This is a genomic window from Bartonella rattimassiliensis 15908, assembly GCF_000278215.1.
In the GTDB taxonomy this organism is placed as follows: domain Bacteria; phylum Pseudomonadota; class Alphaproteobacteria; order Rhizobiales; family Rhizobiaceae; genus Bartonella; species Bartonella rattimassiliensis.
The window spans coordinates 451,600-464,438 of record NZ_JH725064.1 but is presented as its reverse complement, the minus strand read 5'-3'; the positions used below and the strand labels follow the sequence as shown (position 1 = coordinate 464,438).

Annotated in this window: 9 protein-coding genes, 2 tRNA genes and 1 pseudogene; 4 read left to right on the top strand and 8 right to left on the bottom strand. The window is 32.2% G+C overall.

All coding sequences use genetic code 11. The annotated features are described in order from the left end of the window. The first annotated feature begins 407 nt into the window (after positions 1-407). A complete protein-coding gene (gene sodC, locus MCY_RS01935; protein WP_007346687.1) occupies positions 408-932 on the top strand; it encodes a superoxide dismutase family protein in 525 nt (174 codons plus the stop codon). A gap of 547 nt (positions 933-1,479) precedes the next feature. Here sodC and MCY_RS09895 read toward each other — a convergent pair. From MCY_RS09895 to MCY_RS01920, 3 genes are all read right to left on the bottom strand, one after another. After that, positions 1,480-1,731, bottom strand: coding sequence for an HrgA protein (locus tag MCY_RS09895; RefSeq protein WP_425303914.1), 252 nt, complete (start codon positions 1,729-1,731; stop codon positions 1,480-1,482). Between the two features lie 1,219 nt (positions 1,732-2,950). Beyond that, positions 2,951-3,850: a septal ring lytic transglycosylase RlpA family protein gene (locus MCY_RS01925; RefSeq protein WP_007346684.1), complete on the bottom strand. Its 900-nt coding sequence runs from the start codon at positions 3,848-3,850 to the stop codon at positions 2,951-2,953. A gap of 551 nt (positions 3,851-4,401) precedes the next feature. Then, positions 4,402-4,477, bottom strand: a tRNA-Lys gene (locus MCY_RS01920). 1,362 nt (positions 4,478-5,839) lie between these two features. Between MCY_RS01920 and lexA the strand changes: the two genes are divergently transcribed. Beyond that, the gene (gene lexA / locus MCY_RS01915) at positions 5,840-6,553 is read left to right on the top strand and encodes a transcriptional repressor LexA (protein ID WP_007346683.1); all 714 of its coding nucleotides are present in this window, start codon (positions 5,840-5,842) and stop codon (positions 6,551-6,553) included. 117 nt (positions 6,554-6,670) lie between these two features. Here the strand turns inward: lexA and MCY_RS09890 are convergent. From MCY_RS09890 to MCY_RS01900, 4 genes and pseudogenes are all read right to left on the bottom strand, one after another. Further along, positions 6,671-7,148, bottom strand: a pseudogene (locus MCY_RS09890) (integrase); the annotation flags it as partial. 436 nt (positions 7,149-7,584) lie between these two features. Further along, positions 7,585-7,866, bottom strand: a complete 282-nt coding sequence (locus tag MCY_RS09885; protein ID WP_244427322.1) for a YbfB/YjiJ family MFS transporter — start codon at positions 7,864-7,866, stop codon at positions 7,585-7,587. Continuing rightward, complete coding sequence (locus MCY_RS09880) at positions 7,781-8,173, bottom strand: hypothetical protein (RefSeq protein WP_244427319.1); 393 nt, start codon at positions 8,171-8,173, stop codon at positions 7,781-7,783. The genes MCY_RS09885 and MCY_RS09880 overlap by 86 nt, the downstream gene beginning before the upstream one ends. A 560-nt stretch (positions 8,174-8,733) precedes the next feature. Beyond that, positions 8,734-8,810, bottom strand: a tRNA-Arg gene (locus MCY_RS01900). Between the two features lie 272 nt (positions 8,811-9,082). Here MCY_RS01900 and MCY_RS01895 point away from each other — a divergent pair. Next, the gene (locus MCY_RS01895; protein WP_007346679.1) at positions 9,083-9,856 is read left to right on the top strand and encodes an NAD kinase; all 774 of its coding nucleotides are present in this window, start codon (positions 9,083-9,085) and stop codon (positions 9,854-9,856) included. A gap of 143 nt (positions 9,857-9,999) precedes the next feature. Next, positions 10,000-11,403: a DEAD/DEAH box helicase gene (locus MCY_RS01890; protein ID WP_007346678.1), complete on the top strand. Its 1,404-nt coding sequence runs from the start codon at positions 10,000-10,002 to the stop codon at positions 11,401-11,403. A gap of 59 nt (positions 11,404-11,462) precedes the next feature. On the opposite strand, the gene gltX is transcribed toward MCY_RS01890, so the two are convergent. Next, entirely contained in the window at positions 11,463-12,836 is a 1,374-nt protein-coding gene (gene gltX / locus MCY_RS01885) for a glutamate--tRNA ligase (protein ID WP_007346677.1), read from the bottom strand. Positions 12,837-12,839: the final 3 nt, after the last annotated feature.

Genomic DNA, 12,839 nt, shown 5'->3' with positions numbered 1-12,839 from the left:
TTCTTCATCATTTTTTATGTACAAAAAATTAAAATCATTAACGAATTATATGTTTTAGTTTCTTTATGAAATGATCATCATATTATAAACGATAATAATAGCTAACTTATTAAAATTTCATACTTAATTTCTATTATACCTAAAAAGTAGATTTTTTTAAAAATATCTCTTGAAGAAATGTAAGTGAGATATAATTACCCTTCTATAAAAACTACATTTTTTATAGATAGAAAAACGAAAGTTATGTCCAGAAATAATAATATAAGCATTAATATTTATATATAAATTATTTTCTTAAATTTTAATTTAATATAATTTTATATATTTAATAAATATATTATTATAAAATATTTAATAATGATTATTTTTTTGGATAACTTTATTTAAAATTAAGTATAAAAGTATTTATGAAACAAATATTATTATTATTAGTTTTTATGACATTTTTAATGCATAAAAGCTGTGCATTAGCACTATCAACAAAAGTAAATATTTATAAACTAGAAGATAATAATTCCAAAAAGGCTATTGGTAGCATTAAAATCGAGGAAAATACATATGGTTTAGTTTTCATCCCTAATTTATCTACGTTACCAGAAGGGATGCATGGTTTTCATGTACATGTAAATCCTTCATGTGATACAAAAGATGGTGTGATTGGTGGAAGCGCAGGTGGCCATTATGATCCGGAGCATACTAAGAAACACTTAGGACCTTATAATATCAATGGTCATTTTGGTGATTTACCAGCACTTTATGTTGATAAGCAAGGAGATGCTGTGATGGGAGTTCTTGCTCCACGATTAAAAAAAATCTCTGAAATTACAGGGCGCTCATTAATAATTCATTTAGGTGCTGATAATCAATCAGATAAACCATTACCGCTTGGCGGAGGTGGTGCACGTTTGGCATGCGGTATTATTGAAAAATAAATGGAGTATTATGGTAAACTGCGATAGTGCACACTCTTTTTTATCTATTTTAATAAGTTAAGTAAACTAGGTGAATATTCGATAAAATTGATATTTTTTGAATATTTAATGCAGATAACAAAGAACGTAATGATATCAGAATGAACAGCAAGTGGAATTAAGGAAGTAGCAAGATAAATTCTCCATGAAAATGATAAAATAATATTTTCAATTTTTTCTTCAAATAGAAGCAAATAAAATTTAATTTCGTTCTCTACAACAACAAATGTGTAATGAGTTATAATCATTAAATCTAGGATCTAATGAAATCACACCTCGCGCACAAAGTAAAATGCATCAAAACAGAACTTTTACTCATCACTGCTTGATGCGTATACGAAATTTTTATTGATTCAATATAATATAAAATGGCTTGAAACGATTGAAGACTACAATATCTTAATCTCTAATTTAAATTAAAAAAGACTAAGTATTATTATAAATCAATATAATCATAGTTAGAGTAATTTTTTATTATTCTGAATAATAGAGAGTTTTTTAATACTTTTCATGGACACATATGATTCCAATCTGATGGACGCATCTCACCGGTTTGATAAAATTGACGAATGAGCTTGATATAATAAAGAAAGTCTTTATTTTCCTCCACTAATCTATTAGCAGTATTCCAATCAATATCACTACGTTTTTTAGCTGGAATTATGATCTCACTCTCAGAAGCGTTTTCCTTGGTGAGTCTTATAAATCCAATTCCATGCAAACTTGAAAGTATCCGAAGCTCTTTTAATGTAATCAACACCTTCAATTTCACTAGCAACTAAATAACTAAAATTAGCCCATGAAGAATTGCTAACTGTTTGAAAAAATGCTTTTCTTAAATTTGAACGATTGATGAGAATTTTGACTTCAAAAAACCAAAGATGCGTCTTTTTATCAAAATATTGTAAAACACAGTCTTTGATTTCACGATTCCATTCCCTGCTCAAATCTTGTATCCCTACGAGATCTGAATAAAGCCATTTATTCCTGCCTGCACCATGTTTATTACGAGAACATTTCTCATTAATGTGTTTGCTGTAAACTGCAAGCTCTGACCATAAAAACTTAGATAATAATGGATAAAGTTCATATTCTTTAACAAAGCCATCTCCTGTTCTACTTTCTTCATTATCCTCTACTGCATCAATTTCAGCACTATCTGTTTGTTGAGTAAAATAATATTGCCGTGGTCGTCCTTCAGTGGTTTTAATTTCTGGATGACGCTTTTGTAATTGAGGGCGCTTAGCCCCTATTTCAGCGACAATTTGCTGAATAAGAGCTGCATCACTATTAAGGGGAGAGATTGTTGCCGTTGAATGCTTTTGTTTTTAACGACATTTTTCTGGATAATTTTCAAATATCCATTGCGCAATTTCTCGAGCTGTAAATTTTTTTGTCGGGTTTTTCTTTAAAAAATTAAAAACAGTGTTTATTAAATTCAAAGTCATATGTAACATAATTTACTTTTATCTTCTGGATCTTTCATTATATTCAGATGTTTCAAAAGAAGAAACAATAAACTGTTTATTTTTTTGAAAAAAGCCGTCTATAGAATTTAAAACATTTTTTCTGAATTTGCGATTATAAACTCAAGTTTTTCATATAAAGAAAGTAGGATTATATTTTTATCAAAAATTGTAAATGACAGATTGAAAATGATATATCTGAACAATCCCTACTGAAAATACGAAAGAAAAACGTGATGCCACAACAGAATCTCACATATCCTTATCATCAGAGGCAATAAAAGTATTTAAATACCCCCCCTGCATCTCTAAAAGTGATTTCATCTTTTCACTTATCCGGTCGTGCTCCTCTTTCATATACGATACCGGATTAAAGAAATGCACCGATTTTTATAAGAACACTCTTTCCTTTTTAAAATAATCTGCTTTAAAAGATGAAAGCTCTATAACAAATTTGCAACTTTTTGTCATTTTTATTTAAAACTACATGATTAAAAATCAACGTATTTTCTCTTAAAACAGTTGTAGTAAATTTATTTTTGTTTTTTTATTCTCCTTATTTATAGAAGCAACTTGCTGGAATGGCACCGGTTTATCAATCATGATAGGACCAACTTCTGGCAATTTTACTGTGATAGTTTTACTACGTTGTCTCGGCTCAACAGCAGCTGTTTTAGCTAATGCTTCTTTGTTTCCTGTATTGCGCTGCTCCTTTAACAAAACAGTTTTTCTTTCTTTCGAAACGCTTTCTGACTCTAATGAATATGATGCAGCGTTTCCAGGAGTATACGAAGCCATTAAATATGTACTATCATAATAGCCAACGGGCGCTTCAGCAATATATTCCACTTTAACATTAGTTACCCCCATAGCTACATAACCAAGGATTGCAGCAGCTTGCTTTGATAAATCAATGATTCTGTCTTTCATAAAAGGTCCGCGGTCATTTACTCTAACAATGATTGAAGACCCATTTTTCAAATTAGTAACACGAGCATAGCTAGGTAAAGGCATTGTAGGATGAGCAGCAGTCAAAAGATTCATGTCATAAATCTCACCATTGGCCGTTAAACGTCCATGAAAGTCTGAACCATACCATGACGCTTCGCCAATCCGTTTATAAGTTGGATCATTTTGAGGATAATACCACTTGCCTTTTATTTGATAAGGTTTACCAACAACCGCTCGTCCACGCTTTTTTCCTTCCAATTGATTTTTCTTATTGGATACTTGTTTAGGTAGAACAGAAGCATTTACGTCGACCGGTTTATTATGATAGGAATCTTTTATTGAGAGAGGTGTAGTTTGGCTTGCGCAACAAGACACTAATAACTGGGAAATAACTATCATAGAAAATAATTGAAGTATTGATTTAATAATAGAATTAAATTTCTTTTGGCTATTTAAAGGCATCTATTCAGTCCACTTATTCTGTTAAGTATTACTGTAAAAACCACATCACGCTTTTCCGTACGCGATAGGAGAATTCACGTTTTTAAATGATCCCTCGCGGATATACCAACCCTGAACTCGGGCCTTTTATCAAAGAATTAACACATTGTTAACCTTTTTATGATTTTTATGAAAAATAAATGTTTTATAGTCGATGTTAAAAATAATAAATATAACTAAATCAATACATTATTTAAAAATAATCCCATAATATATATTGTGAATAAGTATGATATTTTAGTAGTTTGTTTTGTGAATCATGTCATGTAATGTGACAGAATTAAAATATCAGCTCATGATATTATGAAGATTAGTGGCTACACGTGCTACAAACACAAGTGCAATCGTATCATAAACTTAAAGCACTTTTGGGGTGGATAGGAGATAGCATGGTATCATTCTAACATTAAAACAGCCAGTAAAAAACGATAGTCCCCTCCCCCTCTAAAGAACTATGTTCGTCAAAGAAGAAATAGAAATTACCAAACTCTTTTTTATTGATTATTTAAAGTTGGTGAGCGCGCAGGGATTCGAACCCTGGACCTACTGATTAAAAGTCAGTTGCTCTACCAACTGAGCTACGCGCTCCCATACAATCTATATTAGTTTTCAGAAACTATATTAGTTTGCAGAAAGTGAGAGGAACATAAGGTTGACTTTTCATTTGGTCAACACCTTTTGAAACAAATATTATTATTTTTTCCAGTTATCAATAATTTTTTCTTTTCCTCTTTTCCCATCGTTGTATAAGTACTCTTTCATCTTCTTTTTGAATCCTCAATAAAGGGATAATTTGATTATAAAAATATTTTACAGATTTGAAGCACTAAAACTATGAGAAATCAGCAACCTCCTACCTTACACAATACAATATGGGTTGTTGATCGTAATGAATAGAACGAAAAACATATCTATCGTTATAGATAGCATATCATTTTTATACTTTATTATATTTTAGTTTTTAATTTTCAAATTATGAATAAAGTTATTTAAAATAAGATATTGATTTATAATAATTTATAGTTTTATCTCTCGAATGAGATATTTGAATATCGTAAGTTTATCTTATCTCCCTCATATTGAATTGATTAAAGTTATACCCTGATACATCACAAGTGGGGTTGGTGTGTGGAAAAAAAACTGTAGATGAAAGAAGTAAAAACGCCTCTTATATCTTTTCAATAACCCCTAATTATAGCAACATTAGAGTTCAGTAAAAGAGTATGATAGGTCAACACATTAGATATGAAAATGGAGGAGCTCTATAAGATTTTATGCGATTCATGCAAGCATCTTGATGGAAGAAAACACATTGAAAGATAATCTTTATTGTATCAATGATCGATACTTGCATTCTGGCGATGTACTTTTATTCATGCACAATAACTCTATAATAAAAGTCAATTTTTTAATAAAATAAAGCAGATATGAAGCAAAACTTTAGTCGCATTGAAAATATCTCGAATAACTATAAATTATGCTCACTGCTGTAGCTGTAAGTAATTTTATTAAGAGTAAAAAAGTAAAAATAATATGCAAAGTAATTCTAAAGACACGTTAAGTGACCAATCTCATTATCGTAATTAACTTTTCTGTAGCAGAAATTATAAGATACATAGATATATTTTTAAAAAAGAAAGATAACATTGATCAGAAAATTTAAGCGTCGGATAATTCAGATTATTTCAGATCTATAAAATATTTTTATCTATGATTTAATATTAATATATTTATACAGTATATAAAGAATGTTTTAATGACGTTATTAAAGTAAGATTTTATATTTATAATATATTAATATGAATATAGATAAATATATTACATTATTAAATTTATTTATAAACGAAAAAGTAAAGAAAATAATTTTTATTTATAGAAAAATTTTAAATTATTATGCATACACGTGTTTTTTACTGTACTCCTTTTTTATTATTTTGATTGGAACATTGAATGCTGACATGTAAACAATATGAGTTACTCTTGTTTATTCACAATCATATAAAAGAAATTGGTGTTACTCCTTCTTTTGAAGAAATGAAAAATGCATTAGAACTTTCTTCCAAATCTGGTATCCATAAGCTCATTATAGCTCTAGAACAACGAGGTTTTATACGTCGTCTGCCCAATCGTGCACGTGCAATGGAGGTGATTCGACTTCCTGAAAAAATCACATTTAACCTTTCTTTAGCACGTAAAATTTCTCCCAGTATGATAGAAAAAAATAAAAGAGAAATATCAAAAAACTTGAGTGATCTTGGTAACGTTGAGGCAGAAGAAAAAAAAAATGTCGCTATTCCCATTATGGGGCGTATTTCTGCGAGTGTGCCTGTTTCTGCTATACTACAACAAACAAGCACACTTTCTCTTCCACACGACATGATTAATACAGGTGAGTATTATGCATTAGAAGTTAAAGATGATTCTATGGTGGAAGCTGGTATCCTTGATAAAGATACAATCATTGTGAAACGTCAAAATACAGCGATATCAGGTGAAATTATTGTCGCATTTATTGATAAAAAAGAGGCAACATTGAAACGTTATCGACGCAAAGGATCCTCTATTGCTTTAGAAGCCGCAAATCCTCATTATGAAGTACGTACATATAAATCCGAGCGTGTAGAAATACAAGGAAAGCTTACTGGACTTATTCGTAAATATTAAAAAAATTATTTTATAACACACTATACATAGGGTAATAAAATGCGGTAAGCTAAATATTTTTTGATGTTGTGTCTCATACAATCAACTTTCCCCTTACGCATCAAAGATGCATTCCCCAATCTGATCTTTATGAATATAACGCAAAGGGTATGGGACGAACGCAGATCAAGATAAGCAAGCACAAAGCCAATTGTGTTATGGTTGTTGTTTGGCAAAGTGTTTTATAAAAAGCCAAAATATCTCTCCAATCCATCACAGGTATGTTTTTAACTTTATAGCGTTATTTTCCTAAGAGGGCTCGTGCTTTTGTTGCTGCTTATTAAGTCAACATCCAATCCCAAGACAGCTGCATGTTTGAGACAAAGATTGAGACAGTTTAGTGCTTTACGGGCTATATTATCTTCTGTTTGCGTAATTTCTGAAACAGGAATGCACCCTAATTTAAGGAGAATTTAAAGACGCAAAATAAAAAATAGCTTCCATTTTTATCCTTCTTTTAATTCGGTTTTACAACTTTCAAAAGCTTTTTAAGCAATATCTTTTAATAATGAAAATTGCTCATTGTTTCACGCTTTTGTTTCTGATGTTCTTTAACATGATAAATAATCATTTTCGATTTTCTTTCTTCTATTAAGTTCTGTAAAAAAATACATCTAATATAATGATATCATTATAAAAATTATGTCTTTTATGATTAGTCTCCATATTTTTAATTGTATCATCACTAAACAAAGTAATTTGGCAAACTCCTGTATTAACCAACAAACGATATGGCTGGTGCACCCTATGCAAGCTGGTTCGAATCTCGTTGGAATCAATCAATAAAATATCAATGTTTCTAGAAGGTTGATAAGAACAATAAAGCATGAGAAAACATCCGAAAATACTGATCCTTAGAGGGCCAATGTCCAAAATAGCTCCTGTAGCATAAGGCATATTGTCACCACCCTATTAGAAGAACTCAAACTTCATACAATATTTCAAAAATGGTTTGATAAATTTTCTCGGCTTTTAGTAGAATCTGTAATTTATTAAATGTCAACCATCTTCTTACAAAGACAATGATAACCAATTCCAGCAGCGATAAAGAGTGCTACGGCACCACAAATAACTGAAAATATGACAATATATGAACCAAATTGCATAAGACTCGTTAATAAAGATCCCAGTATTTGGTCAAAGTCATAAATTAAAGTCATAACCCCAAATAGATTTATGCCATTCGACTTACGCAAACGCTTGACTAACGGCATAACAAAAGAGGATCGTCCCCATAAAAGTAAATCCCCAAACCCTAGACAACCGAGGACCACCAAAACAGGAAATTGACTGAAGAGCGTTATAATACATATTCATTACCCAAAAGAATAGCATCTTCTCCACCTGCATAAAGCGAAGTAATAACCCACCCGTTATGATTATTATGCTGCATGACCATAATAGAATCAAAACCATCATTAAGGCATTCATAATACCAGCAGCAAAATAAATTAAAACGACTAAATAAAAACTTGTCGTTAATGCCATGGAAATCATAAGTGCACTGGTTACTATAGTTGCACCAAACAGTATGCTAGAAGCAAAAGTATATTCCCCCATTTTGCCAAACGTAAAGAACATACTCCCAACTAAATAATCACCATAATTAGCACTCATTATATAAGAAAGTTGATAAAGGTAAACAATCCCTCATCCAACATAACTGGCAATCTGAAGACAGCGATTTTGAAATAATTCAAATCCTGATGATTATTTTTTCCCCCATTATTATTCTTTTAACATTGCTCATCTGGATTCCATCTCCTCATCACAGCCTTTATCTCCAAGAATAAAAGCAGATTTAGCCATCTATTTTAATATTCAGGACAATATATTTAGCGATCTACTCTCAATATCACTTAATCAATATCGCATTAACATATTTAATTAAATATATTTTTATGTTAATGTTTATGCTCAAGCTGAGAACCTATTTAAATAAGCTTGCTTTTTTGTCCCAATATTAAAAAATAAATTGACCAGAAAAATATAGATACAGCCGTAAATTTTACTTCTCTTAAAATAATTGCTTATTCGCTACACAACTTAAATAAACAACTCAAATTATCATTTTTATAAAGAAGAAATCCACTTCTTTTTAGGGAATGTTGTTATTTAGACTGATATGAAGTTTAAAAAACTGGTGCACCCGACAGAATTCGAATCTGTGACCTCTGCCTTCGGAGGGCAGCGCTCTATCCAGCTGAGCTACGGGTGCTTTAAAATGATTATTAAAATTAGTTATGTTTTTTTAACTAATCATACTCTTAGCTTCAATGATAAATTATCATTCTAATAAAAAAATTACTTGTTTGTAAATTATCTAACAACACACCTCTCTTACTTTTCTACAATGATACTTTATTTTGAAATAGCTTTCCTTTTTGTATTCAATATCCTTTTTATTATAAAAAGAGCTTTTATTACAACTTCAAAATTCTTAAAAAATAAGTTACAACATAAATTATTAAGTATCAGGACAGTTTTTAAATGACTACATTACCAAGTCGCTTTCATTTTATTTCCGCAGAAACTGAGGAAGCTATCAGAGCTACCCATAAATTAATTTCCATTTATGGTCATTCTTCTTTGGAAGAAACTGATATTGTTGTTGCAATCGGTGGTGATGGGACAATGTTACAAACCGTACGAGATGTTATGAATACAGGTAAACCTATTTATGGTATGAATCAAGGTTCTGTAGGATTTCTTATGAATGAATTTCATGAAAAAAAGTTGCCCAATCGTATTGCTGTCGCCCATAAAAAAGAAATCCATCCTTTACGCATGATTGCAAAAGCCGAATGCCAAGAATCTATTGAGGCCCTTGCAATTAATGAAGTATCCCTCTTTCGACAATCTTATCAAGCAGCAAAAGTTCGTATCACCATTGATAATGACGTGCGCATGGAACAATTAAGTTGTGATGGTGTCCTTGTTGCTACCCCAGCAGGATCAACTGCCTATAATTTATCAGCACAAGGACCTATTTTACCCCTTATGGCCCCTCTTATGGCTCTCACTCCCGTTAGCCCTTTCCGCCCCCGACGTTGGCATGGAGCATTACTTCCCAATACAGTAACGGTGCATTTTGATATGCTTGAACCTGACAAACGCCCTGTTAACGCTGCTGCTGATAATGTTGAAGTTAAATCTGTTCATTCAGTGACTATTTCAATGGCAACAGAAGTAACAGCTTCAATCCTTTTTGACTCAAATCATTCATGGGATGAGCGTATTTTATCAGAACAATTTCGCTATTAATGATTGTATTATGTGTTTTATATGTATATGATTGTTATAGTTAGCTTTTTTTGCAGCATCTTAATACTCTTTAAAAATATAGAATATTAATGAAAATCATTATTGAGATAGCGAAGTTAAAATCATAGAGCAATTGATAAAAAATGATACCATCTTTAAAAAATTTTGATGATTTAGGTCTTTCCGAAAAGGTTATTAATGCAGTAAAATCAGCGGGATATACAACTCCAACACCTATTCAAAGTGAAACAATACCTCATGTCCTTCAAAGAAAAGACGTTCTGGGAATTGCTCAAACGGGAACAGGTAAAACCGCCTCTTTCGTATTGCCTATGCTCACTCTCCTTGAAAAAGGTCGTGCAAGAGCACGCATGCCTCGTACCCTTATCTTAGAACCAACACGAGAAATTGCAGCTCAAGTTGAAGAAAATTTTGATAAATACGGAATAAACCATCGTTTAAATGTTGCTCTTTTGATTGGGGGTGTTTCTTTTGAACTCCAAGATCGCAAACTTGAACGGGGAGCTGATGTTCTTATAGCAACACCAGGACGCCTTCTTGATCATTTCGAGCGCGGTAAACTGCTCCTGATGGGTGTTGAAATCCTTGTGATTGATGAAGCTGATCGCATGTTGGATATGGGCTTTATTCCTGATATTGAGCAAATCTGTAAACTAACCCCTTTTACGCGTCAAACTTTATTCTTTTCTGCAACAATGGCGCCAGAAATTACAAAACTAACGAAACAATTTTTACATTCTCCTGTATCTGTTGAAGTTACAAAAGCTTCCTCCACAGCTGCTACAATTACACAATGGCTTGTTAAATCTGGACATAAGGCATGGGATAAAAGAGCGGTTTTACGAGAACTTATCCAAAATGAAGGTGATGAACTTCAAAATGCGATTATTTTCTGTAATCGAAAGAAAGATATCTCTGAACTTTTAAAATCGCTCATCAAATATAACTTTAATGTAGCGGCTCTTCATGGAGATATGGACCAATATTCACGCATGAGCACCCTAGCCGATTTTAAAAATAATAAACTTACACTTTTGGTTGCTTCTGATGTTGCAGCTCGTGGACTCGATATTCCAGCTGTAAGCCATGTATTTAACTATGATGTTCCTACACATGCTGAAGACTATATCCATCGAATTGGTCGTACAGGGCGAGCTAATCGTAGCGGAAAAGCTTTTACAATCGTCACAAAGGCTGATAAGAAATATATTAATGCCATTGAAGAAATAAGCAATGAAAAACTTGAATGGCTCAATGGAGATCTCTCGACTTTAATAACCGACGATCAAACAAAAGATATTATTTTAAAGAAAAAAACTGCAAAATCATCAAAGAAAACTGCTCCCAAAGAGTTTGGAGCTCAAACTAAAAAATCTGTAAAAGAAAATAAAAAAAATTATATTAAAAACGTGAATCATAAAGAATATCCATCTGAACAAGAACGTCCACGGAGAAATAAAAATTGCACGCCGCTTGGATTTGGCGATGAGATTCCTGCATTCATGCTTATAAAAGTGCGCAAATAAACCCGTACCCTACTCTCTTTAAGAGCAAAATAAATAAAAATGCTTTAAAAAAATTTCTCTTATTTCTCAGATAATCTTTCTATTACCTTCTCACGCCCTAAAAGCTGTAAAATCTTTCCCATTTCAGGTCCATGATCTAGCCCCGTAAGCGCTTGACGTAATGGTCTAAATAGAGCTTTTCCTTTTCGACCTGTTTTTTCTTTTAATGCTGTCGTCCAAACTTTCCAACTTTCATCCTTCAAGATACCTTCAGGTAAAAAGTCGAGTGACTGTTGCACGAATGTACGATCTTCTAATGCCACTGTATCAAAATTCTGTTCATCATGAATGATTTTCCACCAAAAAACAGCTTCATTGACTTTATCAATATTGCCTCTTATCGTATTCCAGAAATACTCTACCTTTTCTCCTTCAATAGAAAGATTTTTAAGACGCGTTTTAACGTCTTCATAATTTAACTCATGAACAAGATGACTATTCAAAGTACAAAGATCTGCAATATCAAATTTTGCAACAGATTTTGATGTATCTTGTAAATTAAAATGCTCTAAAAGCGCTGCTTGATGGGGATAGGGATGCACATTTTGTGATGTCCCAATCAAAACAGCAAGACATTGGATAGCTATAGATTCAAATCCTTCTTCCCGTAGAGAACGAATAGAAAGGTCATTGTTACGTTTTGAAAATCCTTTTCCTAAAACTGTTGCCAATAAATTGATATGGGCAAAAACAGGTAATTCTGCATCGAGAGCTTTAAAAAGAGCAATCTGAACACCTGTATTTGTAATATGATCATCACCACGAATAATATGTGTAATGGCCATATCTACATCATCTATAACAGACGGTAATGTATAAAGATAGGTTCCATCTTTACGAATAAGAACAGGATCTGAAAGAGAAGCCAAATCAATCGTCTGCTTTCCTTTTACGGCATCATTCCAGCAAATTTCTGTCCTTTTTGTTTGTAGAGGATCATTTTCAAAATTAGGAAGAAGGAAACGCCAATGGGGTTTACGACCTTGTGATTCAAATTTTTTTTTCTCTTCTGCTGTCAACTTCAATGCTGCACGGTCATAAATGGGAGGCAATTTGCGTGAAAGCTGGATTTTACGACGCCGCTCTAATTCTTCCGTTGTCTCATAACAAGGATAAAGAAGACCACGTTGTTTGAGAATTTCTGCCACTGCATCATATCGATTAAATCGCTTAGATTGGTAATAAATTGCATCTGGTTGAATACCAAGCCATTCAAGGTCAACAGTAATAGCATCGATATATTCTTGTTTAGAACGCTCAACGTCTGTATCATCATAGCGCAAAATAAATTCTCCTTTATGCGCTTGCGCATAAAGCCAGTTGAAAAGAGCACTACGAATATTGCCAATATGAATATAACCTGTTGGAGAGGGAGCAAAACGAACTTTAACCATAAA

Excerpts from the sequence above, each read along its gene's own strand:
- sodC (WP_007346687.1), top strand. The coding sequence starts at position 408 with ATGAAACAAATATTATTATTATTAGTTTTTATGACATTTTTAATGCAT.
- MCY_RS01925 (WP_007346684.1), bottom strand. The coding sequence starts at position 3,850 with ATGCCTTTAAATAGCCAAAAGAAATTTAATTCTATTATTAAATCAATA.
- lexA (WP_007346683.1), top strand. The coding sequence starts at position 5,840 with ATGCTGACATGTAAACAATATGAGTTACTCTTGTTTATTCACAATCAT.
- MCY_RS09880 (WP_244427319.1), bottom strand. The coding sequence starts at position 8,173 with ATGTTCTTTACGTTTGGCAAAATGGGGGAATATACTTTTGCTTCTAGC.
- MCY_RS01895 (WP_007346679.1), top strand. The coding sequence starts at position 9,083 with ATGACTACATTACCAAGTCGCTTTCATTTTATTTCCGCAGAAACTGAG.
- MCY_RS01890 (WP_007346678.1), top strand. The coding sequence starts at position 10,000 with ATGATACCATCTTTAAAAAATTTTGATGATTTAGGTCTTTCCGAAAAG.
- gltX (WP_007346677.1), bottom strand. The coding sequence starts at position 12,836 with ATGGTTAAAGTTCGTTTTGCTCCCTCTCCAACAGGTTATATTCATATT.